Genomic DNA, 23358 nt, shown 5'->3' with positions numbered 1-23358 from the left:
CAGCAATTACTGACAACGTTGTCTACCCGCTGCCGTTCGTCGGACAACGGGACCTGACGCCAGCCCGCTGCCACTTAACAGGAGAATGCGTGAGCGCAAGCAGCCCAATGGAAGCGGTGCCCTTTTCGCGCCCCGACACCTTCGTTGCCGCAGACGTGGGAGGGACGCATGTGCGCCTGGCGCTGGTCTGCGAGAGCGCCGATGCAGGCAAGCCGGTCACGGTGCTGGACTACCGCAAGTACCGCTGCGCCGATTACCCGGGCCTGGCCGACATCATGTCCGCGTTCTTCGCCGAACTGGGATGTGCGCCGGTGCAGCGCGGCGTGATCGCCAGTGCCGGATACGCGCTCGAAGACGGCAGCGTGATCACGGCCAACCTGCCATGGGTGCTGGCACCGGAACAGATCCGCCGCCAGCTCGGCATGCAGGTGCTTCATCTGGTCAACGATTTCGAGGCGGTCGCCTACGCGGCCAACTACATGACCGCCAGTCAGGTGATGCAGCTCTCCGGCCCGGCGCAGGGCGCGCCCGGCCCGGCGCTGGTGCTGGGCCCCGGCACCGGCCTGGGCGCGGCGGTGTGGATCCCCAATGGCGCCCATCCGGTGGTGTTGCCGACCGAGGCCGGCCACGCGGCGCTCGCCGCCGCCAGCGATCTGGAAGTGGCCTTGCTGCAAGAACTGCGGCGCACCCGCACGCATGTCGGCACCGAGACCTTGTTGTCCGGCCCCGGGCTGTTGAATCTCTATCACGCACTGGCCAGGTTGCGCGGCGAGCGGGCCGTCCATGGCGGGCCGGCCGATATCACCGCCGCGGCGCTGGCCGGCAACGACGTGCTCGCGCGCGATGCGCTGCAGGCGTTCTGCGGCTTCATGGGCAGCGTGGTCGGCGACATGATGCTGCTGTATGGCATTCGCAGCGGCGTCTATCTGGCCGGCGGATTCCTGCCGCAGATCGCCGACTTCATCGTCGCCAGCGACTTCGTCGCCCGCCTGCTCGACAAGGGCACGTTGCGCCCGGCGCTGGAGCAGGTGCCGGTGCGCATCGTCGAACACGGCCAGCTCGGCGTCATCGGCGCGGCCAGCTGGCTTCTCCAGCACGCTCGCTAGGCCAGAACCCCCGGAGCGCATCCGCGCCGCAGGAGCGCCTGCGGCCGCGAGGGCCTTGCCCAGAACACCGCCATTAACTGAAACGTCGCTCTAACCAGCGCCGCCCTCCAACCCATCTCGCGACCGCAGAAGCTTCGTAGGGCGCCCTTGGGCGCGAGAGGCCTTCCCGACAAACACCAGGACGATCGGAAACGTCGCTCCCCGGGAAGGCCCCATCGCGCCCGGGTGCGCTCCTACGCCTTACCGCGGCGCTGCCTGCGTCGAGCTGTCCCACTGATCTACAAGCGATCCACCCGCCACGTCGGCGCCCTATAGATCCCCGAACCGCGACTGCAATGCGGCAATGGCGGCCAGCCCGGCGGTTTCGGTGCGCAGGATGCGCGGCCCCAGGCGCAGGCCGGTGAACCCGGCGTCGGCCAGCGTCGCCCGATCGCGCGGTGACCAGCCGCCTTCCGGCCCGATCGCCACGATGACGTCCCGCTGCGTGCCCGCGCTCAAGGTGCCCAGGCGATGCTCGCCCTGCGGGTCCAGGGTCAGCCGCAGGGCCTGCGGGTCGCAGGCTACTGCCGCCTCCTGCAGGCCGGTCGGTGCTGCCAGCGCCGGGACGCGCGCCCGGCCCGATTGCTCACAGGCAGACACCACCACACTGCGCCAGTGCGCCACGCGTTTTTCCAGGCGCGCCGCATCCAGCTTCACTTCGGTGCGTTCGGCGTTTACCGGCACGATGGCTGCAATGCCCAGTTCGGTGGCTTTCTGCAGGATCAGATCCATCTTTTCGCCGCGGGCGATGCCCTGGATCAGGGTGATGCGCAGTGGCGATTCGTTCGCCAGCGGCTCGGCACGTTCCACCATCGCGCGCGCCTCGCGCTTGCCGGCCACGGTGATGCGTGCGTGGTAGTCGCAGCCATCGCCATTGAACAGGATGCAGGCATCGCCCTCGCGCAGCCGCAGCACGCGCAGCAGGTGGTTGGCCGATTCCTCGGGCAATGTCACTTCCTGGTCGCACTGCAGCGGCAGCGCAACATGGGAGCGGGTCACGCGCATGCGACGGCCTCCTCGATGGCCTGGCGCGTGGTTGCCGCCAGCAAGGCAAGCTGCGCCTCGTCCACGCAGTACGGCGGCATCCAGTACAGCACGTCGCCCAGGGGCCGCAGCACCACTCCACGGTCCAGCGCGGCGCGATACGCCTTCAGGCCGACGCGCGCGGCCGCGGAGTAGGGTGTGCGCTTGTCGCCGCCACGGGTGAGTTCGAAGGCGACGATCATGCCGGCCTGGCGCACGTCGGCCACCGCGCGGTGTTCGCCGATCTGCGCGGCCAGGGTGCTCATGTGCGCGGCGGTGTGCTGGTTACGCGCAATCACGTCGTCGTCTGCGAAGATCTGCAAGGTCGCCAACGCGGCCGCGCAGGCCAGCGGATTCCCCGTGTAGCTGTGCGAGTGCAGGAAGGCGCGTTCGCGCGAATCGTCCAGGAACGCGTCGTACAGCTGCTGGGTGGCCAGCACCGCCGCCAACGGCAGGAAGCCGCCGGTCAGGCCCTTGGACAGGCACAGCAGATCGGGCATCACGCCGGCCTGCTCGCAGGCGAACAAGGTGCCGGTACGGCCGAAGCCGGTCGCAATCTCGTCGGCAATCAGGAATGCGCCGTGCGCATCGCACAAGGCGCGTGCGCGGCGCAGATACGCCGGGTGATACATGCGCATGCCGCCGGCACATTGCACGCGCGGTTCCAGGATCAGCGCGCAGATCTCGCCGGGCGCTTGTTCGAACAGTGCCTGCAGCGCATCGGCGGCCTGCAGCGCGTACGCTTCCGCGCTTTGCCCGGGCTCGGCCAGGTAGGCATCGGGCGAGGGGGCGAAGGTCGCTTCCAGCAACAGCGGCGCATACACGCGCCGGTAGAGCGGAATGTCGCCCACCGACAACGCGCCGATGGTCTCGCCGTGGTAGCCGTTTTCCAGCGCGATGAACCGCGTGCGGCGATGCTCGCCACGGTTGTGGAAGTAATGGAAGGCCATCTTCAAGGCCACTTCCACGCCGGCCGAGCCATTGTCGGCGTAGAACACCTTGGACAACGGCGCGCGGTCGGGCTGGCGTGGCGCAATGGCCAGCAGGCGCTCGGCCAGCTGCACCGCCGGTGCGTGCGTGAAGCCGGCCAGCATCACCTGCTCCAGCGTGCCGGCCTGTTGCGCAATGGCCGCACCGATGCGCGGCTCGGCGTGGCCGAACAGGTTGGTCCACCAACTGCTGACCGCGTCCAGATAGCGGCGGCCATCGTGGCCGACCAGCCACGCGCCGCTGCCGCTTGCGATCGGCACCAGGGGAAGCGTGTGCGGATGCTCGCGCATCTGCGTGCACGGGTGCCACACCACCGCAAGATCGCGTTGCCGCCACTGTTGGGCAGCTTCGGAGGCTGCAGGGTCTGCTAGGATTTCGGGCTCATGAACATGTCGATGCATCTGCCTATTCTATCGGTCCGCTCCGCGGCCGCGTGCCACGCATGAGCCCGCGTCTGCCGACCATCCACAAGATCACCGATCTGGGGGACGGGCCGTTCCGTCGCCAGCAGCTGGATCTGGAGTTTTCCAACGGGCAACGCCGCCTGTACGAGCGCCAACTCAGCCAGGGTCATGGCGCGGTCGTGGTGGTGCCGATGCTCGACGAGACGACGGTGCTGCTGGTGCGCGAATACGCGGCCGGTGTGCATCGCTACGAGCTGGGCCTGGTCAAGGGGCGCATCGATGCCGGCGAGACCCCGGAGCAGGCCGCCGACCGCGAGCTCAAGGAAGAAGCCGGCTATGGCGCGCGCCAGGTCCAGGTGCTGCGCGCGATGACGCTTGCGCCTACTTATATGAGTCACCAATCCTGGCTGGTGCTGGCGCGCGATCTCTACCCGGAGCGCCTGGTGGGTGACGAACCGGAAGAGATGGAAGTCGTGCCCTGGCCTCTGGCGCGTCTGGACGAGTTGATGCTGCGCGAGGATTTCTCGGAGGGGCGCTCGCTGGCGGCATTGTTCATCGCGCGCGAGTGGCTGGAGCGCAACCGGTGATCCGCATCCCGATGGAATTGCGCGAAACCGTGATCGCCATCGCCCGTGAGGCCGGCGAGGCCATCATGCAGGTGTACGCGCAGGACTTCGCAGTCGAGATCAAGGACGATGCCAGCCCGCTGACCCAGGCTGACCTGGCTGCCAACCGCGTCATCGTCGACGGCCTGCGCCGGGTCACACCCGACGTGCCGGTGCTCTCGGAAGAGTCCGCGCATGTCGCCTGGGAAACACGGCAGTACTGGACCAGCTATTGGTTGGTCGATCCGCTCGACGGCACGCGTGAGTTCGTCAAACGCAACGGCGAGTTCAGCGTCAACATCGCACTCATCCACATGGGCGCGCCGGTGCTCGGCGTGGTCCAGGCGCCGGTCGATGGCCGGGTCTGGTACGCCGCGCGCGGCGAGAATGCCTACCGCCGCGACGGCGATCGCGACGAGATGCTGCAGACCCGCACCCCGGCCGCCACGCCATTGCGGGTGGCGGCCAGCCGCTCGCATCGCGATGCGCGCACCGCCGCCGCGCTGGAGCGCATGGGCGAGATCGACGTGGTCGCGCAAGGGTCGTCGTTGAAGTTCTGCCGCATCGCCGAAGGCGACCTGGATGTCTATCCGCGCTTCGGCCCCACCTCCGAGTGGGACACGGCGGCCGGCCAGTGCGTGCTGCACGCCGCCGGTGGCGTGCTGCTGGCGGGCGGCTCCGGCAAACCGTTCCGCTACAACCGTCGCGACACGCTGCTCAATGGCGACTTCATCGCGATGGGCGATCCCAATCTGCCCTGGCGCGATTGGCTGGCGTAAGCGTGCCCGGCGAAGGCCGGCAGCGTCGGTGTGCCGGTCTGTTAACGCATGCGTGCCCGTCGTGGCACGCCCCACACGCACGCCGAGCACTCGGGTGCGGCCCGTATCGCGTTTGTGCTGCGTGCCTGCGATGCTGCCCTCGCATTGCGGTATCCGCCAGCTCCGTATCGGCCGACAGGTACACTGCGGCAGCCTTGCGCGCCGGAGGTTCATCCGCTGCACGCATGCGCGATCGCCACACTGCCGCCGCATTGCGCATGGAGCATCGCGGCGGCGCTGTGCGCCTGCCCACCGTTTTCAGGAAGACACCATGTCCCAGACTCCGCCCACCGGCGACATCCAACGCCTGCTGCAGCTGATGGCACGCCTGCGCGATCGCGAGCACGGCTGTCCCTGGGATGTGGAGCAGACCTTTGCCAGCATCGCCCCGTACACCATCGAAGAAGCCTACGAAGTGGCCGACGCGATCGATCGCAACGACCTGTCGGGATTGTGCGACGAGCTGGGCGACCTGCTGCTGCAGGTGGTGTTCCATGCGCAGATGGCGTCCGAACAGGGCGCGTTCGGGTTTGCCGAGGTGGTCGCCACGCTCAGCGACAAGCTGGTGCGTCGCCACCCGCACGTCTTCGCAGCGCAGGCGGCCGACGACGCCCAGGCGGTGAGCGCCAACTGGGAACAGATCAAGCGCCAGGAGCGCCGCGTCGCCGGGCATCAGGACGAGTCGGCGCTGGCCGGCATCGCGCGCGGTCTGCCGGAGTGGCAGCGCTCCACCAAGCTGCAGTCGCGCGCGGCGCGGGTCGGCTTCGACTGGCCGGGCCCGGCGCCGGTGCTGGATAAATTGCAGGAAGAACTCGACGAGTTGCGCGTGGAATTCGCGCGTGGCCCGGTGGCCGACAATCAGGCGCGTCTGGAAGACGAACTCGGCGACGTGCTGTTCGTCTGCGCCAACCTCGCGCGGCATGCCAAGGTGGACGTGGGCGCGGCACTTCGGCACGCCAACCTGAAGTTCGAACGCCGCTTCCGCGCAATGGAAGCGCTGGCGCATGCGCAGGGCACCGGACTGGATGCGCTGCCGCTGGGCGCGCAGGAAGCATTGTGGCAACAGGTCAAGCGGGGCGAAGCGGCTGCAGCCCCCATGTCCGATTCCGACTCTGTGGCACGCCGATGAACTCCGCGCTGGGCACGCTGCTGCTGTTCGTCGCCACCGCCGTGGCCGAGCTGGTGGGCTGCTACCTTCCTTATCTATGGCTGCGCAAGAGCGGCAGTGCGTGGTTGCTGCTGCCCACCGCACTGAGCCTTGCGCTGTTCGTGTGGCTGTTGAGCCTGCATCCCACTGCCAGCGGGCGTACCTACGCAGCCTATGGCGGGGTCTACATCGCCAGTGCGCTGCTGTGGTTGTGGTGGGTGGACCGCATCACGCCCACGCGCTGGGACCTGCTCGGTGCCGGCTGCTGCCTGCTGGGCATGGCGGTCATCATGTTCGCGCCACGCAACGCCTGAGCCGGGTAGGCGCTGGTCGCGCACGCCGGCCGACGTGGCGCCGCGTAGCCTTGTCCGTTGCCGCCAGTGTGGTGTGTGCAGCGGGTGCATACTTCGCGCAGGACCGACTCGTCACTGCAAAGGGGCTGCACATGTTTCCAACTTCGTTTCTGGCCATCGCCGTTCTGGTTGCCGGCGTCATCGTGTTGTTCAAGACCGTGCGCATGGTGCCGCAGGGATTCCAGTGGACGGTGGAGCGCTTCGGCCGCTACACCCACACCATGAGTCCCGGGCTGCACTTCCTGGTGCCGGTGGTCTACGGCGTGGGCCGCAAGATCAACATGATGGAACAGGTGCTGGATGTGCCCAGCCAGGACGTCATCACCAAGGACAACGCCGTGGTGCGCGTGGACGGGGTGGTGTTCTTCCAGGTGCTGGATGCGGCCAAGGCCGCCTATGAAGTCTCCAACCTGGAAATCGCCTCGATCGCGCTGGTGCAGACCAATATCCGTACCGTCATCGGTTCGATGGACCTGGACGAATCGCTGAGCCAGCGCGAAACCATCAATGCCCAGTTGTTGAGCGTCGTTGACCAGGCCACCAATCCTTGGGGCATCAAGGTCACTCGTATCGAGATCCGCGATATCCAGCCGCCGCGCGACCTGATCGATTCGATGGCGCGGCAGATGAAGGCCGAGCGCGAAAAGCGCGCACAGATTCTCGAAGCCGAAGGCTCGCGGCAATCGGAAATCCTGCGCGCCGACGGCGAGAAGCAGGCGGCCGTGCTCGAAGCCGAAGGCCGCAAGGAAGCCGCCTTCCGCGATGCCGAAGCACGCGAGCGGCTGGCCGAGGCCGAAGCCCGCGCCACCCAGGTGGTGTCCGATGCGATCGCCAACGGTAGCGTGCAGGCGATCAATTACTTTGTTGCACAGAAATATGTGGAGGCGTTCAAGGCGCTGGCCACCGCACCCAACCAGAAGTTCGTGCTGATGCCGATGGAATCCAGCGGCATCATCGGCTCGATCGCCGGCATCGCCGACCTTGCGAAGGAAGCGCTGGCCAAGCCCGATACCCCCGGCGTACGCGTGCCGCCGATGCCGCCGCGCGCGGGAGTCTGAGCCATGCGTTGGGACGTGGTGGTATGGGCGGTGCTTGCGCTGCTGTTGATCGCCGCCGAGACCTTGGTGCCGGGTGCATTCCTGTTGTGGATGGGTATCGCCGCGGCAGCAGTGTGCCTGCTGGTGCTCGCAATGCCGGGCATGTCGCTGCTGGTGCAGATCGTGGCGTTCGTGCTGCTCAGCTTCGTGTCGGTGCAGGTCTATCGCAGCTGGTTTCGCGGCAAGGGGCGGCAGAGCGATCGGCCCTTGCTCAACCGGCGCGCCGAGCAATTGATCGGCCGTCGCGTGCTGCTCGATCAGCCCATCCACGATGGCCGCGGTCGCGCCAAGGTCGACGACGCGTTCTGGGTGGTCAGCGGTCCGGAACTGCCGGCCGGCGCACCGGTGCGTATCGTCGGTGTGGATGGCATGACCTTGTTGGTGGAAGCGGCCGGCTGATTCGTGTGCAGATGTCGCGTGCTGCTCCGGATGCTGCAGTGCGGGGTGGCAGTGTCAGGCGTGCGCGCCCTGGATTCCGGCTGTGCGTATGCACGGCTTGCCCGCAAGTGCGGCCGGGCAGCGATAATGGGCGTCTTTCCCTTGGACCGGCGCTCATGACCCAGAAGACCATCCTCAACGACACCCATCGTGCGCTCGGCGCCAAGATGGTCGATTTCGGCGGTTGGGACATGCCGATCCATTACGGCTCGCAGCTGGACGAGCACCATCAGGTGCGTCGCGACGCCGGCATGTTCGACGTCAGCCACATGACCGTGGTCGACCTGCACGGTGCACGCGTGCGTGAATTCCTGCGCTACCTGCTGGCCAACTCGGTGGACAAGCTCAAGGTCGCCGGCAAGGCGCTGTACACCTGCATGCTCAATCCGCAGGGCGGAGTGATCGACGACCTCATCGTCTATTACATGCGCGAAGACTTCTTCCGCCTGGTGGTCAACGCCGCCACCCGCGAGAAGGACCTGCAGTGGATCGGCGAGCAGGCGGCCCGCTTCGAGGTGCGCGTGGAAGAGCGCGGCGACTTCGCGATGATCGCGGTGCAAGGCCCCAACGCCCGCGCCAAGGTCATCGACCTGCTTGATCCTGCCGACACCGCCGCGGCGAGCAAGCTCAGCCGTTTTGCCGCACTGCAGACCCGATCGCGCGATGGCATCGAACTGTTCCTGGCACGCACCGGATACACCGGCGAAGACGGTTTCGAGATCGTGCTGCCGCAGGATGCTGCAGTGACGTTCTGGAATGCGCTGCTCGCGCAGGGCGTCAGGCCGGCCGGCCTGGGAGCACGTGACACCCTGCGGCTGGAGGCTGGCATGAACCTGTATGGCCAGGACATGGACGACGCGGTTACTCCGTATGAGGCTGCACTGGCATGGACCATCACGCTCGACGAATGCCGCGACTTCATCGGCCGTGCCGTGCTCGAATCGCAGAAGGCGCACGGTGCGCCGCGCCAGATGATCGGCGTGGTGATGGATGAGAAGGGCGTGCTGCGGCACGGCCAGACCGTGCTCACCGCTGCCGGTCAGGGCGAAATCCTGTCGGGCACGTTCTCGCCGACGCTGGGCAAGGCGATTGCCTTTGCACGCGTGCCGGCCGGCAGCATCGACCAGCTGCGCGTGGACATCCGTGGTAAGCAGGTGCCGTTGCGCGCAGTGAAGTTCCCGTTCGTGCGCGACGGCCAGGCGCAGCCCGGCGTCCTGGGCGACTGAGCCGGACGATGTCGGCCGTCGCTGGCCGGCATCATGCAATCGCATGCAACCCAGCCATACCGCCGCGCGTGCACCTGTCTTGTCGCGCGGTCTAAACTAACCACCTGTCCCGACCCCATTCCCTGACCCAACATTCCCGGAGCACACCCATGAGCGAGATTCCTGGCGACCTCAAGTTCCTCAAATCCCACGAGTGGGCCCGCGTTGAGAGCAACGGCCGCGTGACCGTCGGTATCTCCGATCACGCACAGGGCTTGCTGGGCGATCTGGTCTACGTCGAACTGCCGAGCGTTGGCGACACCGTGCAGGCCGGCAACGGCGCCGCGGTCGTCGAGTCGGTCAAGGCGGCGTCCGATGTCTACAGCCCGGTCAGCGGGACCGTGGTCGAGGTCAACAGCGCGCTGGGCGACAAGCCGGAAACCATCAACGAAGACGCCTATGGCGAAGGCTGGATCTTCGTCGTCGAACTCGACGACAAGGACCAGCTCAACGAACTGTTGTCGCCCGACGACTATGCCGAGCTGCTCGAAGACGACGATCACTGAGGCGATCTCGCCTGCTGCACTCCGATGGCCGCTCCTGGAGCGGCCATTTTTTTTGCGCGATGCGGGAGAGGCCGATGCGCGAGCATGACCGGGGGGGGCGCTTGGATAGTCGCCTGTGCGTGTGCTCGATCGGCCATGTGCATCAAGCGCCGACGGCAACGCGACCACGTCGGATGGCGGCATCCATGGCGCGGCAATCCGATGCGAACACCGGCGAACACGCGCGTCGGATTTCTGACGTGAGTCACCCGTGAGGGTCTGGCGTGCGCCTGGTGAAAAGTTGCCCGTGGCAACGCGCGTCGACCAACCGAGTCAGCGCGCGCTGCATGTGGCGACCAACGTGCAACGACACGCATGCGGCGATCAAACGACGCAATAAGTTTGCGCATTTGGGCATGCGCGACACCAGAAGTGGAGTCGCCGGGCAAAAAATTTTCAGCTGGCGGACAGGCGGCGAACACTGCCGCGACGTGCAGCGCACTGTCGTGGCATCGGGGCGGCGCACGACACGCGTCGTTGCAGCGATTTAGAAAAACAGCAGAAAAGAAGTGCTTTTTTTGATGGCTATGGCGCGGCGGTGCGCACGTTGGCGGTGCGCCGTGCCGCCAACGTGGTGCGCTTGTCGGACGTCGATGCCAGGCATGGCGATGGCGAACTGAAAAAAAATTGCAAAAGAGTGTTGACAGTAAAAAAAAGCGTGATTAGGTTTCGCCCAGCAGACATTGCTGCGAAAGAGAGTGAGCAGAATCGACATCAAGCCGACACGCTTGTTCAAGACGTCCACCGAAGCACGATCACTGGTGGAGTCGGGTCCGCTTCTCTCCAGAAAAGCAGTTGTCGTTTCGATCACGCACCCGCGTCGCCGTTCGATGCGGGTGTTTCTGTATCCGTCCCGTCGCGCATCATCTGCGGACGGTTCCCGACGACGGCATGCCGGCGCGGGGTTTGGTTCAACTGGGCGTTTCATCTCCATAGTTCACTGACGAGGAGCCAATTACATGGCCATTAAAAAAGCTGCAAAAAAGAAACCCACCGCCAAGAAGGCAGTGAAGAAGACCGCCGCCAAGAAGGCGACCAAGAAGGTCGCGAAGAAGGCAACCGCCAAGAAGGCAGTGAAGAAGACCGCCGCCAAGAAGGCCGTCAAGAAGACTGCGAAGAAGGCAACCGCCAAGAAGGCAGTGAAGAAGACTGCCAAGAAGGCAACCAAGAAGACTGCCGCCAAGAAGGCAGTGAAGAAGACCGCAAAGAAGGCGACCAAGAAGACTGCCGCCAAGAAGGCCGTCAAAAAGACCGCCAAGAAGACTGCGAAAAAGGCCGTAGCGAAGAAGGCGACCAAGAAGTCCGCCACCAAGAAGTCCGCTACCAAGAAGCCTGCAGTGAAGAAGGTCGCCAAGAAGAAGCCGGCCGCTCGCAAGAAGAAGGCCGCTCCGGTCGCGCTGCCCGCCACCCCGGCACCGCTGATCTGATCTGCAACACCCGATCGCCGTAAACATCGAGCTCTCTCCCCGACGCCCAGCGGGGAGGGAGCTTTTTTATTGCACGGCCGTCCGGGCCGGGCGCGAGGCCGTGATCGCGCAGCGACCGTAGTCGGCACGACGGTCGGTCATGCGGTGGTGGTGCAGGGCAGGGCAGGCGTGGTGCGGGCGAGCCTTGCGTTGGTTTGCGCCGGCAGGGAGGCTTTGCAGCACCGTGCAGCCATAGCTCTTCCGGCAGTCACGACATCTGCGAGCGTGAGTCCCTCGGTCTTAGCCGGCACGCAAGCCGGAGCGGCAGGCGGGCAGGGTTCGTCGTTTGCGGCTGCCAGGTGCTCTCTCTCGACATTCGCTGCGCAAGACGGCCGGTGCGCGCGAAGCAGCAAGCAAAGGCCCAGCGTGGCCAGCGTCGAGGTTCTTGGATTCAACTGAGCACGCACGTCCGATCCGACATGTGGACGGATCCAGTGCATCGTTCTCGACGGCAGCACCGCGGTCTCGCAACATCCATCGCGCGGAACGCTTGTGCGTGCATTGACTGCCCGGAGTAAAGCGACGGCGCTGCGGTCAACGTTCGAAGGGAGTCCACGCCCGCGATCCCGACCATGCAGATCGACATCGGCCAGCCTTCTCAAGGCGCCCTCGGGCTCAGCGTGCAACCAGGCGTGGCGCGGCAACAGCCAGAAACAACGCAGGCGGCCGAAGCCGCCTGTGTCTGAGTCTGCAGCGCGCTACCGCAGCAGGAATGCAGTGCCGGCGCGGTAGGCGGCTCAGCGCGGCGATGCCACCGACTTGCCGGACGAGGTGCCCTTGCCGGCCGGGTCTGGCTTCTCGGCCAGCATGTTCTCGCTGCCGAAATCGCCGTCCACATCGATATCCAGCCAACGCTTGGCCGGCAGACCGAGTGCGCGATCGAGGATGGTGGGCAGCATGCCGGAGGGCAGGCCGCTTTCGCCGTTCCACATGATGGCGATGCCAAGGTCGCGCTCGGGCAACAGCGCCACCAGTCCGCGATAGCCCTGCACCGCACCGGCATGGAACACCACCTGATGGCCCGCGTAGTCGAACACACGCCAGCCCAGCGCATAGCTGGCTGCATCCACGCGCTCGTGACGCCAGCCCGAGCGCATTTCGCCCGGCGTGGAGATCAGCGGTGCATGCAAGGTGGCCAGCAGGGGCGCCGGCAGCACGTCGGTGCGATGGCCGGTGTGCGCGAGCAGCCACTGCGCCATGTCGCTGGCGCTGGCGTTGACGCCGGCGGCAGGCGCCAGCCGGTAGTAGGTGGGCTTGGGCGTCAGCGACACCCAGCCGTTGCGGCTGCGTACGTGCGGCCGCGCCCAGCGCGGGCTGGCCTGGATGCCGGCCAGGCCCATGCTGGCATCGTTCATGCCCAGCGGCTTGAAGATGCGCCGCTCCACCGATTGCTCGTAGAAGCTGCCCGACGCGGCGAACACCACATCGCCGACCAGGCTGAAGGCCACGTTCTGATAGGCGTAGCAATCGCCCGGCGCGCAGCGCAGCGGTGCGGTCGCCAGCTTGTGGCTGAGCGAGTAGTAATCGACGTTGGATTCGATATCGCGGTCGTAGGCATTGCGGGTCAGGCCGACGCGATGGCTGAGCACGTCGGCCACCGTCAGCTGACGGGTCGCGAGGGTGTCGCTGAGCTGGAACCCGGGCACGTAGTCGACCACCTTGCTGTCCCAGCGCAACACGCCGTCGTTGACCAGCAGGCCGGTCATGGTGCCGGCAAAGGCCTTGGACAGGGAGGCAAGACGGAACACGGTGTGCGCATCGACCGGCTGCGGATGATTGACGTCGGTGACGCCGTAACCGCGCGCGCTGAGCACCTTGCCGCCCTGCACGATGGCCATTGCCATGCCCGGCAAGCGATTGCCGTAGGTCAGCTGGTCGGCCATCGATTCGAAGGCCGCCACATCGAAGCCGGCGGCCGGCGCCAACACCTTGCTGGCGGGCAGCGAAGCGCGATACGGGAGCGGGGCAGTGGGCGACTGCACCACGGTTGCCGGCTGCAGGGTCGAGGCGGTGGGCGCAGGCGTCTGTGCCGTGGAAGAAAGGGCCAGAGGCAATAACGCCCCGAGCAGCCCGATGGCCAACGGACGGAACCGTCGGTGCCTGCGCATTACTGTCATGGTTTTCCCGCCTGATCCACTGCCTCCGGCGATTCTAGCGCCGCGCTTCGCAATAGCACAAACTGCCGGAAGATGAATGGGCATCATATTGATCCTATTGACGATTTGGGTTCAGAAATCGAGCCGATCGCAGAGCGTTGGCGATCGGCAGTGGCCGCTGAGTTGAAGGTTGCAAGCCACGTGCCGCACGAGTCATCCACGGGCATGGCCGCGGACGGCCAGCGCCGCTGGTGGTGCAGCGCGGCATCGGCTAACGTGCGCGCTACTTCTAGTCGGGTACCACCGCCACCATGGTCTTGCTGTCGGGTTCGTTCGCGCAGGCGCTGACACCATGACCGCTCCGTCTGCGCCGCGCTCTGCGGTTGGCCGTCTGGGCGCAGCGCTGCGCAACTCGCCGCCGCTGGCCTGGTCGTTCCTGTATTTCTTCTGCCTGCTCAGCGGGTATTACGTGCTGCGCCCGGTGCGCGAGGCGATGGGCGCCTCGGCGGACCTGCAGGCGATCTTCCCGGCCGGCATGATTGCTTTCTTCGCCGCGCACGGCATGCCGCTCAAGGATCTGGCCCTGCAGGTGTTGTTTACCTGCACCTTCCTGATCATGTTGTTGCTGCAGCCAATCTACGGCGCGTTGGTCAGCCGGTTCCCGCGTCGGGTGTTCCTGCCGACGGTGTACGGCTTCTTCATCGCCACGCTGTTGCTGTTCTACGTGCTGTTCAACAGTGACGTGCCCGGGCGCGGCATGGCGTTTTTCCTCTGGGTGACCGTGTTCAACCTGTTTGCGGTGGCGGTGTTCTGGAGCTTCATGGCCGATGTCTTCAGCAATGCCGAGGCGCGCAGCTACTACGGTTACATCGGCGCGGCCGGCACGCTGGGTGCGTTTCTCGGGCCGATCCTGACGCGCACCCTGGTCGAGCGCATCGGCATCGCGCATCTGATGCTGGTGTCGGCCGGCTTCCTGTCGGTCTGCGTGGTCTGCGTGCTGCGCCTGCGGCTGTGGGCGGTGGCGCGCGAACAGGAGCTTCGGCTCGATTCCGGCGAAGTGCCGATGGGCGGCGATGTCTTTGGCGGGCTCAAGTTGATCGTACGCGAGCCGCTGCTGCGCTGGCTGGCGCTGATGACCTTGTTCGGCGTGGGCGTCGGTACCTTGCTGTACAACGAGCAGGCTGCCCTGGTGCGGCGCCTGTACACGGATGCGGCAGCGAGCACCGCGTATTACGCCGGCATCGACCTGGCCGTCAATGCGCTTACGCTGGTGCTGCAATTACTGGTAACCCGCGCGCTGCTGTCGCGCTTCGGCATTGCGCCGGCGCTGCTGATTCCCGGAGTCGCCATCACCCTGGGCTATGCGGTGCTCGCCGCGTCGCCGCTGCCGATGATGATCGCGATCGTGCAGGTGATCACCCGCTCCAGCGAGTTTGCGTTGGCCAAGCCTGCGCGTGAAACGCTCTACACGCGCGTGCATCGCGAATGGCGCTACAAGGCCGGCGCGGCAATCGATACTGTGGTCTACCGCGGCGGCGACCTGAGCTTTGTCTGGATCCACAAGCTGGTGTCGGCCCTGGGCTCGAGCGCCGTCTTCGTCGTCGGCCTGCTGGCCGCCGCCGGCATGACGCTGGGCGCGTTCGGGCTGCTGCGTGAGGCACGCAAGCTGCCGGCAGAGCGCGATGGCGGGGCGGGTGAGCGCGTGGCGGAATCGCAGGGCTGACCAGTATCGGGTCGTGCGGGTGCGTGTCGTTGCGTCTGTCGGCTCCGGTCAGGGTGCCATCGACCGGGCGCTGAGGCTGTGCGGTTGATGGGGCAATCGACGTGCCGCCTGCCGTCTCCATGCCTTGACCCACAGGCCGTGCTGCCGGGGGCAAACGACTGACAACGCGCGGGCGCCGATCATGCTTCGGGGGCTAGCTCGGAGTGCCGCCCGCGCCGCTTCTTAGCGGCTGCAGGCCTGCGCCCACGGTGATCGATCGATGGCCCAGGCAACCTGGTCATTACGCGCGGGTTTGCCGAGCTGGTGACGCCATCCGGTCACCAGGCATCTGGCGTCTTGCCAGACAGCCGCAACGCCATCGCGGCTATGCTTGCCGCACGTCCATCAGATCTTTTCGCCATGTCCCTGCTCGCGATCGTTGCCGGTGTCCTTGTCGGCTTGCTGCATGTCTACATCCTGGTGCTGGAGATGGCGCTGTGGACGCACCCACTGGGCCTGAAGACCTTCCGCAACACGTTGGAGAATGCCCGGGCCACACGCGTACTGGCGGCCAACCAGGGGCTCTACAACGGCTTTCTGGCCGCCGGTCTGCTCTGGGGGGCACTGGCGGCACGCACCGATGTACTGAGCTTCTTCCTGGCCTGCGTGATCGTGGCGGGTTGCTATGGTGCCTACAGCGTCAATCGCCGCATTTTTTTCGTGCAGGCCCTGCCTGCGTTGATCGCACTGTGCCTGGTGTGGCTGCCGCACTGAGGCATGTTCGGGAGCCAGTCGCCTCGTGCAGGCGCGAGCCTGACCGCGATCAGGCATGACCAGCGATCTCCCACACTGGCATTTTTGGCGGCGGGTCGTCTCCCGTAGGAGCGGGTCTGACCGGGACAGCGTGTTACCAGCGGCCTCGCTTAGGCGTGTGGCAACAATGCCTCATCGTGGGGCAAGCCCGCCTCTGTGTTTCGAATGGCCAGAAACTTGACCACTTGCGGCCCACGGCTGCAGCCGGCGCGTAGCGCGCCGCCCTGCAAACGACAACGGCGGGCCAGAAGCCCGCCGTTGCCCGCATCACCTGGCCGTGCTGTTATGCCGCTTCGCGCGGCTGCTGCATCTGCGGCTTGTCGTAGAAGCTGGCCGCACGCAACTCATGCGGATCAAAGTCGTCGACGGTGATCGTGTCCATCATGATCTCGCGCAATTCTTCCAGCAACTTGCGCTCTTCCAGGGTGATCACCCCCTCGGCCACTGCTTCGTCGAGCTGCGCGGTGAAGTCCAGCGCCTCGATACCCTTGGTCTTGAGCGCCTTGAGGAACTTGCGCTCCACCGGCTCGGCCATCACTGCCTTGGTCAGGTAGCTGGCGATGCGGCCGCCCGGGTTGTTGGCGCACGGGGTCAGGAACACGCCCTGCGCCAGACGGTCGCGCGCCTCGTTCGGCGCCATCAGGATCGACGCGACGCGGTGGCCCAGACGGTCACCCGGCGCCTCGGCACGACGGCCCAGCGGGAAGATCAACACCCACATCAACCAGCCCACCGGGCGGATCGGGAAGTTACGCAGCGCCGCAGACAAGGCGGTTTCGATCTTGTGCACGCTGTCGTGGAAGGCCCAGGCCAGCAGCGGCTGGTCGGTGGCCGGCGCGCCCTCGTCGTGATAGCGCTTGAGCATCGCACTGGTCAGGTAGATGTGGCTCAGCACATCGCCCAGGCGGCCGGACAAGGACTCCTTGAACTTCAACTTGCCGCCCAGCATCAGCATCGACACGTCGGCCATCAATGCCAGATTGGCCGAGTAACGGTCCAGCTTGCGGAAGAAGCGGCGGGTGTAGGCATCGCCCGGCGCCGCGCCGATACGCGCACCGGTGATGCCAAACCAGAACGAACGCACCGCATTGGAAATACCGAAGCGGATGTGGCCAAACAGGCTCTGGTCGAAGGCTTCCAGGCCACGACGCGTGTCCGGATCCTGCGCCGCCTGCATTTCCTTCATCACCCACGGATGGCACAGGATCGCACCCTGGCCGAAGATCAGCAGGCTGCGGGTCATGATGTTGGCGCCTTCCACGGTCACGCCGATCGGCGCAGCCTGCCAGGCACGGCCAGCGAAGTTGCGCGGCCCCAGGATGATGCCCTTGCCGCCGATCACGTCCATCATGTCGCTGACCACTTCGCGGCCCATGGTGGTGCAGTGATACTTGGCGATCGCCGACGGCACCGAGGGCACATCGCCGCGATCCACCGCCGCGGCGGTCGCCTGCGACAACGCACTGATCGCGTACGCCTTGCCGCCGATACGCGCCAGCGCCTCTTCCACGCCTTCGAAACGACCGACCGACAGGCCGAACTGCTTGCGGATGCGCGCATACGCACCGGTGACCACGGCCGCAGCCTTGCTGCCGCCGCTGGCGGTAGAGGGCAGGGTGATCGAACGGCCCACCGCCAGGCACTCATTGAGCATGTTCCAGCCCTTGCCGACCATCTCCACGCCGCCAATCAACTGGCTGAGCGGAATGAACACTTCTTCGCCGTGGATCGGGCCGTTCTGGAACGGCGAGTTGAGCGGGAAGTGGCGACGGCCGATTTCCACCCCGGGCGTTTCGCGCGGCAGCAGTGCCAGCGTGATGCCGATGTCCTTCTTGTCGCCGATCAGGCCTTCCGGATCATAGGCGCGGAACGCCAGACCGATCAGCGAGGCGACCGGCGCCAGGGTGATGTAGCGCTTGTCGAAGGTGAGCTTGACGCCGAGCACGTTGGCGCCATTCCACTCGCCCTTGCACACGATGCCGTAATCCGGAATCGAGGTGGCATCGGAGCCGGCGAACGGGCCGGTCAGTCCGAAGCACGGCACTTCCGCACCGACCGCCAGCCGCGGAAGGTAATAGTCCTTCTGCTCCGGCGTGCCGTAATGCAGCAGCAGCTCGCCCGGCCCGAGCGAGTTGGGCACGCCGACGGTGGAACTCACCACGCTGGAGATCGAGGACAGCTTCTGGATCACCTTGTGGTGCGCCAGCGCACTGAAGCCCAGGCCACCGTATTGCTTGGGGATGATCATGCCGAAGAACTTGTTCTTCTTGATGAAGTCCCACAGCTCCGGCGGTAGGTCGGCGTGGACGTGGGTGATCTCCCAGTCGTTGACCATCTTGCACAGCTCTTCCACCGGGCCATCCAGGAAGGCCTGCTCTTCGGCGGTGAGCTGCGGCTTGGGATAGTTGAGCAGCTTCTGCCAATCCGGATCACCGGTGAACAGCTCGCCTTCGAAACCCACCGAGCCGGTTTCCAGCGCGATGCGCTCGGTCTGCGACAGCGGCGGCAGCACCTTGCGGAAGAACGCCATCAACGGCGTGGTCAGCAGCGGCTTGCGCAGGAAGGGCAACAGCACCGGAGCGGCCACCAGCACCACCAGCGCGGCGGCGACGATGGTCGCGGTGAGATTGGCACCCAGCAACCAGCACCCCACCAGCACGCAGGCGCTGATCGCAACCCAGGTGGCAAGGCGCATGCGGTGATAGGCAGCGATACCCGCCGCCAGGATGACGAGGAGGAACGGTGCAACGATGCTCATGGTCTTGCTCCAGTGACATGCTCGGTGATGTTGGACGCTGCAATGGTGCCAACCGAGGGCAGTGCGTCCAGATAATGCAACACGGTGGCGGTAAACGTGGTGTTGTCGTCGCCGGCCAGCATGTGCGTGGCATCGGCCAGTTGCACATGCTGCGCGTGCGGCGCAATCGACAAGAATTCGGTGATGTTGGCCGGCGTCACCAGATCGCTGCGCCCGCCGCTGATCAGCAGCATCGGGCACCGCACCTGTGCGGCGGCTTCCAGCAAGGCCTGTTGCTGCAGCTGTGGATCCTGCCCCGCCAATTCGTCGACCAGGCGTGGGTCCCAGTGCCACTGCCAACGGCCATCGTCGCGTTGGCGCAGCAGGCCCTGCAGCTGGCTTGCCGTCTTGCGCGGGCGATGCGGCAGGTACGTGGCGATGGCATCGGCAGCGGCATCGAGCGAGGCAAACCCGTCCGGATGCGCGGTCATGAAGCGCAGAATGCGCTCCACGCCGGTGGTGTCCCAGCGCGGGGTGATATCCACCAACACAATCGCCCGGAACAGGCCCGGCCAGCGTGCCTCCGCAAGCAGGCCGAACAGGCCACCCATGGAGGCAGCCACCAATACCGGCGGTTCGGGTTGCTCACCCGCCAACACGATCAGGTCGTCGGTGAACTGGGTGGCGGAGTAGGGCAGGGCCGCGTCATTGAAGCTCGAATCGCCATGCCCGCGTGCGTCGTACGACAGCGCACGGTAGCCGGCGTGCGCCAGCGCTGCTGCGGTCGCCTCCCATGCATGCCGGGTCTGTCCGAACCCATGCGCGAGCAATACCGTCTGCCGGTATTCAGCGCCTTGCACCGACACTGCCAACGCTGCGTCGCCAACGCTGACAGGCGACAAGGGCGCAGGGTGTGCAAGCGTAGAGGGGACGGTGACCATACCTAATGGTATGGATGCCGCCTGTTCTCTGTCAATACTCCTTGGTATGGACTGTTAAGCCGTTGAATCGTGGCGGTTGTGTGGCGTTTTTGTGATGCATACTGCAACTGACCCAGGCGTATGGTTAAATCGCGCCATGAACGACATTACCGACGCCAGCCCCACCACGCCCCGCGCCAGTTCCGGTCGCGGCAACCGCCTCAGCGCGGACGATTGGGCGCAGGCTGCGCTAGACCTGATCGCCGAACAAGGCGTGGGCGCAGTTGCGGTGGAGCCGTTGGCACGCCGTCTCGGCGTCACCAAAGGCAGCTTCTACTGGCATTTCCCCTCGCGTGACGCCCTGCTGCAGGCTGCCCTGGAGCGTTGGGAAATCTTCGAACAAAAAGAAGTGTTCGGCAGCCTGGAAGACGTGCCCGACCCCAGCGCCCGCCTGCGCGCGTTGTTTCAATTGGTCGCGCACGAAGTTAAACCGCATGTCATCTACAGCGAACTGCTCAAGGCGCTCGATCACCCGGCCGTGCGCCCGGTCATCGACCGCGTCTCGCAGCGCCGCCTCGATTATCTGATCGCCTCGTTCCGCCAGGCCGGCCTGTCCCGCACCGACGCCCAACACCGCGCCCGCCTTGCCTACGCCGCCTACGTCGGCTTCCTGCAACTATCGCTGCAGTTGCAACAACCCAAACAGGCACGCGAAGAATTCGAATCCTACGTCGAGCATGTGATTCAGACGTTGATTCCGGGGTAGAGGGTTCGGCGGGCATATCACCAGAACGCGTCCAAGCGACTCAAGCCGACAGTCACAAAAAAGCCGCGACTCTTTCGAGTCGCGGCTTTTTGATTACAGATGACGCAAGCTGCTTATCAGAACTTCTGGGTGTAGCGCATGTAATAGAAACGGCCCGGGATTTCGTACTGCGAGTCGAAGCTATTTGCAAACGCTGTTGCGGCCTGCGGCGGATCGCGGTCGAAAGCGTTGTTCACGCCGACGGTAACACGGGCATTCCACGGAGCCTTCCAGTAAGCGGCCAGGTCGGTGTAAGTGACGCTTGGGACGTGGTTACGCGGAGCAGCGCCAGCATCAGTTCTACGATTCGGATCCGAGCACAGCAGTGCAACGTTGGCCGGAGTCGCGACATTGGCGCCGGTGCAGTTTTCGACCTGCGAGCTGTAATAGCGCATGGATGCCGAGCCGCCGACATCGCCCAATTCCCAGTTCAGCATCAGGTTGGAGCGAATACGCCAATTGTTGTCACGTGCCGAACCGCCACGGTACAGACCAACGCGGGTTTCCGGATCCTGCAGCGGCTTTTCAACCACGAACTTGCTCATGTAGGTCGAGTCCCACACCACGCTGAAGCTGCCCCATGCGGTATCAGGCAGGCGATAGCCCACGGTCAGGTCGTAACCTTCGGCTTCGATCCTGGCGATGTTGTTGGGCACTGCAAGCAGGTTGGAGACTTCGCCAGTCGGCTCGCGCTGGATCAGCGAGCAGGCGTTCGCGATGCCGGCCAAGTAGCAGCTGTCCAGGGTCTCCTGCACGGTCTGCACGTCGATGGCATCTTCGATCTCGATGTTCCACCAGTCGAGCGAGACGTCCAGGCCGGTCACCCAACCTGGGCTATAGACGAAGCCCAAGGTCTTGGACGTGGACGTTTCCGGCTGCAGGTTCGGGTTGCCGCCGGTGGCAGTACGTACCTGCGGGTTGGCCTGAGCGTACGCCGGCACTGCGCCGCACGAGCCCGGGCGGGTGCCATTGACGGAGCCATCGCTGAAGGAGCCCGCGCAAGGATCGCGTACATCTTCGAAGGTATCGCTCACGCCCTGGAACAGCTCATTGATCGACGGGGCGCGGAAGCCTTGCGACCAGTTACCACGGATCATCAAGTCGGTGATCGGCTTCCAGCGGAAACCAAACTTGCTGTTGGTGGTGTCACCGAAGTTGCTGTAATCCGAATAGCGCGTTGCCAGGCTGAAATCGAGCAACTGTGCGCCCGGCAGGTCGGCCAGCAGCGGCACGGCGAGTTCGAGGTAGGCTTCGTCCAGCTTGTAGCCGCCGTTGGTGGCGGTACGCGCATTGCCGGTGGTGTCGCCGGAGTTGATCAGCGCGTCCGGATCATCAAAGCCCGACTCCTCGCGGTGTTCAGCGCCCAAGGAGAATGCAAACGCGCCTCCCTGCAGATCGAACAGTTCGCCGCCGATGTTGCCGAAGTAGGTCTTCTGCTCATAGCCATATAGGTCATGCGCATTGAATCCGGCATAGCTCAACATTTCAGGGGTCAACGAGCCGGGGCCGCTCAGCATGTCCATCGGGACACAGCCATCAATGGTGCTCGCGGCGGTGCCGCAGCGTGCGACGCCACCTGCATCGACGAACGACGGGCCAAGTGCATTGCGCAGCGCAGAGATATTGAACAGTCCGGTAGTGCGGTCGGTCTGGTCGTTCTTGCCGTAGAACATACCGGCTTCCCAGCTGAAGAAGCGTTGGCCAACTTCGAAGTCGCCTTCAAATGCGCCACTGAAACCGAACGTCTTGACGTTCTGGGTGAAGATACGACCACCCGTTTCATCTGCGCGGTACTGGATGTAATCGATATCGCGGCCGGTGTTGTTATAGATGTTAGCCGCCGAAATGACGATGTCAGCACCATTGGTGCCCGGCGCGGAACGGCCCAGCACGACCGGCATCGGTGCGAGGATCTGGCTCGACTCGCGCTCGTTGTAGGTCACGGTGGTCTTGAAGCGCACGTTGTCGGTGATCGACAGGCCGGCGTCGGCAAACACCGACTTGCGTTCCTGCGGGGTCACCAAATAATTGGCCGGTGCAAAGTTGTAGCTGTCGGCAGCCGTGTAGTTGCGTGAGGTCGTCCCACCGTCATTGGTGATGGAGAACCCAGGCGTTCCGTTGAAACGTGTCGCACCGAATGTAGGGGCGCCGGTGGTGGGGTCTGGGCCAGTCGGGCCGAAAATACCAAAACGTCCACCCGGGATCGTGGTGCTATTACCTGTGCCTCGAACTGCGCCGAACACCGGGACCGACGAGATTTCGCGATCGCCCGCCCACACCGGCTCTTCCTTGACGTAGCCAACGCCCAACGTGGCGTGCCAGCGATCGCCAGTGGAGCCGATCGTGAAGTCGTAGGACTCACGGCTGCCGTCGCCCTTGTCGTACTGGCCGTAATAAGCATTTGCTTCGGCGCCATCGAAGTTCTGGCGCAGGATGATGTTGATCACGCCGGAGATGGCGTCGGACCCGTAAATCGTGGAAGCGCCGTCCTTCAGGACTTCGATGCGCTCAACGGCAGCAGTCGGAATCGTGTTGAGGTCGACCGCACCGCCCAGGCCCGTGCCGCCGACCCAGCGACGACCGTTGACCAGCACCAGGGTGCGGTTGGAGCCGAGGTTGCGGAGGTTGACACGGGTTTCGCCGTTGCCGCCATTGTTGACGTTGCTGTTGAGCGCCGAACCGCCCGAGCTGATGTTCTGGATCACGTCGCCGATCGAGGTCAGGCCCTGCGACTCGATCTGCTGACGGCTCATGCTGAAGACCGGCTGCGACGTTTCGACGTCTGCGCGCTTGATACGCGAACCAGTCACTTCGATCTTGTCGAGGTTGGTGGTGCCGGCGTCTTGAGCGATGGCGGTACCGGTACCGCCCACACCCACGACAAGCGCGAGGACAACTGCATCGCGCAGCTTGTTGGACTTGCAATTCATTAGCTCTCTCTCCAAGTGATCTTGGGTACTGCCAAGGGTTGTTTGCCTGTCGGGGGTTC

At 65.1% G+C, this 23358-nt stretch carries 19 protein-coding genes and 1 pseudogene; 12 read left to right on the top strand and 8 right to left on the bottom strand.

Features of this window, described 5'->3' with window-relative positions; all coding sequences use genetic code 11:
- Window positions 1–107 precede the first annotated feature (107 nt).
- On the top strand, window positions 108–1106 hold the full coding sequence (locus ABQZ09_RS04135) for a glucokinase family protein (protein WP_349776340.1): 999 nt from the start codon (window positions 108–110) through the stop codon (window positions 1104–1106).
- Between the two features lie 309 nt (window positions 1107–1415).
- On the opposite strand, the gene ABQZ09_RS04130 is transcribed toward ABQZ09_RS04135, so the two are convergent.
- Both ABQZ09_RS04130 and bioA read right to left on the bottom strand, forming a co-directional pair.
- Window positions 1416–2150 (bottom strand): 16S rRNA (uracil(1498)-N(3))-methyltransferase, encoded by a 735-nt coding sequence (locus ABQZ09_RS04130; protein ID WP_349776176.1) that lies wholly within the window; start codon window positions 2148–2150, stop codon window positions 1416–1418.
- The gene (gene bioA / locus ABQZ09_RS04125; RefSeq protein ID WP_349776175.1) at window positions 2141–3559 is read right to left on the bottom strand and encodes an adenosylmethionine--8-amino-7-oxononanoate transaminase; all 1419 of its coding nucleotides are present in this window, start codon (window positions 3557–3559) and stop codon (window positions 2141–2143) included. Before bioA ends, ABQZ09_RS04130 begins: the two co-directional genes overlap by 10 nt.
- A gap of 41 nt (window positions 3560–3600) precedes the next feature.
- On the opposite strand from bioA, the gene nudE reads away from it, so the two are divergent.
- From nudE to gcvH, 8 genes and pseudogenes are all read left to right on the top strand, one after another.
- Window positions 3601–4149, top strand: coding sequence for an ADP compounds hydrolase NudE (gene nudE, locus ABQZ09_RS04120; RefSeq protein ID WP_039408877.1), 549 nt, complete (start codon window positions 3601–3603; stop codon window positions 4147–4149).
- Entirely contained in the window at window positions 4146–4946 is an 801-nt protein-coding gene (gene cysQ / locus ABQZ09_RS04115) for a 3'(2'),5'-bisphosphate nucleotidase CysQ (RefSeq protein ID WP_039408880.1), read from the top strand. The genes nudE and cysQ overlap by 4 nt, the downstream gene beginning before the upstream one ends.
- A gap of 310 nt (window positions 4947–5256) precedes the next feature.
- A pseudogene (mazG, locus tag ABQZ09_RS04110) lies at window positions 5257–6105 on the top strand (nucleoside triphosphate pyrophosphohydrolase); the annotation flags it as partial.
- Window positions 6106–6110: 5 nt separating this feature from the next.
- Window positions 6111–6446, top strand: coding sequence for a YnfA family protein (locus tag ABQZ09_RS04105; protein WP_104579833.1), 336 nt, complete (start codon window positions 6111–6113; stop codon window positions 6444–6446).
- A 131-nt stretch (window positions 6447–6577) separates the two neighbouring features.
- Window positions 6578–7543, top strand: a complete 966-nt coding sequence (locus ABQZ09_RS04100) for an SPFH domain-containing protein (RefSeq protein ID WP_166744585.1) — start codon at window positions 6578–6580, stop codon at window positions 7541–7543.
- Between the two features lie 3 nt (window positions 7544–7546).
- Window positions 7547–7981, top strand: a complete 435-nt coding sequence (locus tag ABQZ09_RS04095) for an NfeD family protein (protein ID WP_039408890.1) — start codon at window positions 7547–7549, stop codon at window positions 7979–7981.
- A 155-nt stretch (window positions 7982–8136) separates the two neighbouring features.
- Window positions 8137–9246: a glycine cleavage system aminomethyltransferase GcvT gene (gcvT, locus tag ABQZ09_RS04090; protein WP_349776173.1), complete on the top strand. Its 1110-nt coding sequence runs from the start codon at window positions 8137–8139 to the stop codon at window positions 9244–9246.
- Between the two features lie 149 nt (window positions 9247–9395).
- Complete coding sequence (gene gcvH, locus ABQZ09_RS04085) at window positions 9396–9791, top strand: glycine cleavage system protein GcvH (RefSeq protein ID WP_039408896.1); 396 nt, start codon at window positions 9396–9398, stop codon at window positions 9789–9791.
- 526 nt (window positions 9792–10317) lie between these two features.
- On the opposite strand, the gene ABQZ09_RS04080 is transcribed toward gcvH, so the two are convergent.
- From ABQZ09_RS04080 to ABQZ09_RS04070, 3 genes are all read right to left on the bottom strand, one after another.
- On the bottom strand, window positions 10318–10566 hold the full coding sequence (locus ABQZ09_RS04080; protein WP_139052485.1) for a hypothetical protein: 249 nt from the start codon (window positions 10564–10566) through the stop codon (window positions 10318–10320).
- Window positions 10567–10785: 219 nt separating this feature from the next.
- Window positions 10786–11205 (bottom strand): hypothetical protein, encoded by a 420-nt coding sequence (locus ABQZ09_RS04075; RefSeq protein WP_052210071.1) that lies wholly within the window; start codon window positions 11203–11205, stop codon window positions 10786–10788.
- 828 nt (window positions 11206–12033) lie between these two features.
- The gene (locus tag ABQZ09_RS04070; protein ID WP_503018449.1) at window positions 12034–13413 is read right to left on the bottom strand and encodes a serine hydrolase domain-containing protein; all 1380 of its coding nucleotides are present in this window, start codon (window positions 13411–13413) and stop codon (window positions 12034–12036) included.
- Window positions 13414–13744: 331 nt separating this feature from the next.
- Here ABQZ09_RS04070 and ABQZ09_RS04065 point away from each other — a divergent pair, with 331 nt between their 5' ends.
- On the top strand, window positions 13745–15115 hold the full coding sequence (locus tag ABQZ09_RS04065) for an NTP/NDP exchange transporter (RefSeq protein ID WP_349776172.1): 1371 nt from the start codon (window positions 13745–13747) through the stop codon (window positions 15113–15115).
- A gap of 399 nt (window positions 15116–15514) precedes the next feature.
- A complete protein-coding gene (locus tag ABQZ09_RS04060) occupies window positions 15515–15868 on the top strand; it encodes a DUF1304 domain-containing protein (protein ID WP_039565378.1) in 354 nt (117 codons plus the stop codon).
- A gap of 322 nt (window positions 15869–16190) precedes the next feature.
- Here the strand turns inward: ABQZ09_RS04060 and ABQZ09_RS04055 are convergent, their stop codons facing one another.
- Entirely contained in the window at window positions 16191–18665 is a 2475-nt protein-coding gene (locus tag ABQZ09_RS04055) for an acyl-CoA dehydrogenase (RefSeq protein ID WP_039565375.1), read from the bottom strand.
- Entirely contained in the window at window positions 18662–19585 is a 924-nt protein-coding gene (locus tag ABQZ09_RS04050) for an alpha/beta fold hydrolase (RefSeq protein ID WP_228314192.1), read from the bottom strand. Before ABQZ09_RS04050 ends, ABQZ09_RS04055 begins: the two co-directional genes overlap by 4 nt.
- A 136-nt stretch (window positions 19586–19721) precedes the next feature.
- On the opposite strand from ABQZ09_RS04050, the gene ABQZ09_RS04045 reads away from it, so the two are divergent.
- Entirely contained in the window at window positions 19722–20330 is a 609-nt protein-coding gene (locus ABQZ09_RS04045) for a TetR/AcrR family transcriptional regulator (protein ID WP_039413419.1), read from the top strand.
- A gap of 116 nt (window positions 20331–20446) precedes the next feature.
- Here the strand turns inward: ABQZ09_RS04045 and ABQZ09_RS04040 are convergent, their stop codons facing one another.
- The gene (locus ABQZ09_RS04040) at window positions 20447–23299 is read right to left on the bottom strand and encodes a TonB-dependent receptor domain-containing protein (RefSeq protein WP_228314191.1); all 2853 of its coding nucleotides are present in this window, start codon (window positions 23297–23299) and stop codon (window positions 20447–20449) included.
- Window positions 23300–23358 lie beyond the last annotated feature (59 nt).

Origin of the sequence: Xanthomonas sp. WHRI 6106 (genome assembly GCF_040202405.1) — a bacterium.
GTDB classification, from domain to species: domain Bacteria; phylum Pseudomonadota; class Gammaproteobacteria; order Xanthomonadales; family Xanthomonadaceae; genus Xanthomonas; species Xanthomonas cannabis.
Note: the sequence above shows the minus strand (reverse complement) of the source record. Positions and strands in the feature narration are given on the sequence as shown.

Coding starts and splice junctions, on each gene's coding strand:
- nudE (WP_039408877.1), top strand. CDS start 3,601: ATGAGCCCGCGTCTGCCGACCATCCACAAGATCACCGATCTGGGGGAC.
- gcvH (WP_039408896.1), top strand. CDS start 9,396: ATGAGCGAGATTCCTGGCGACCTCAAGTTCCTCAAATCCCACGAGTGG.
- ABQZ09_RS04040 (WP_228314191.1), bottom strand. CDS start 23,299: ATGAATTGCAAGTCCAACAAGCTGCGCGATGCAGTTGTCCTCGCGCTT.
- ABQZ09_RS04135 (WP_349776340.1), top strand. CDS start 108: ATGGAAGCGGTGCCCTTTTCGCGCCCCGACACCTTCGTTGCCGCAGAC.
- ABQZ09_RS04100 (WP_166744585.1), top strand. CDS start 6,578: ATGTTTCCAACTTCGTTTCTGGCCATCGCCGTTCTGGTTGCCGGCGTC.
- bioA (WP_349776175.1), bottom strand. CDS start 3,559: ATGCATCGACATGTTCATGAGCCCGAAATCCTAGCAGACCCTGCAGCC.
- gcvT (WP_349776173.1), top strand. CDS start 8,137: ATGACCCAGAAGACCATCCTCAACGACACCCATCGTGCGCTCGGCGCC.
- ABQZ09_RS04060 (WP_039565378.1), top strand. CDS start 15,515: ATGTCCCTGCTCGCGATCGTTGCCGGTGTCCTTGTCGGCTTGCTGCAT.
- ABQZ09_RS04130 (WP_349776176.1), bottom strand. CDS start 2,150: ATGCGCGTGACCCGCTCCCATGTTGCGCTGCCGCTGCAGTGCGACCAG.
- ABQZ09_RS04105 (WP_104579833.1), top strand. CDS start 6,111: ATGAACTCCGCGCTGGGCACGCTGCTGCTGTTCGTCGCCACCGCCGTG.
- ABQZ09_RS04055 (WP_039565375.1), bottom strand. CDS start 18,665: ATGAGCATCGTTGCACCGTTCCTCCTCGTCATCCTGGCGGCGGGTATC.
- ABQZ09_RS04045 (WP_039413419.1), top strand. CDS start 19,722: ATGAACGACATTACCGACGCCAGCCCCACCACGCCCCGCGCCAGTTCC.
- ABQZ09_RS04070 (WP_503018449.1), bottom strand. CDS start 13,413: ATGACAGTAATGCGCAGGCACCGACGGTTCCGTCCGTTGGCCATCGGG.
- ABQZ09_RS04050 (WP_228314192.1), bottom strand. CDS start 19,585: ATGGTCACCGTCCCCTCTACGCTTGCACACCCTGCGCCCTTGTCGCCT.
- ABQZ09_RS04065 (WP_349776172.1), top strand. CDS start 13,745: ATGACCGCTCCGTCTGCGCCGCGCTCTGCGGTTGGCCGTCTGGGCGCA.
- ABQZ09_RS04095 (WP_039408890.1), top strand. CDS start 7,547: ATGCGTTGGGACGTGGTGGTATGGGCGGTGCTTGCGCTGCTGTTGATC.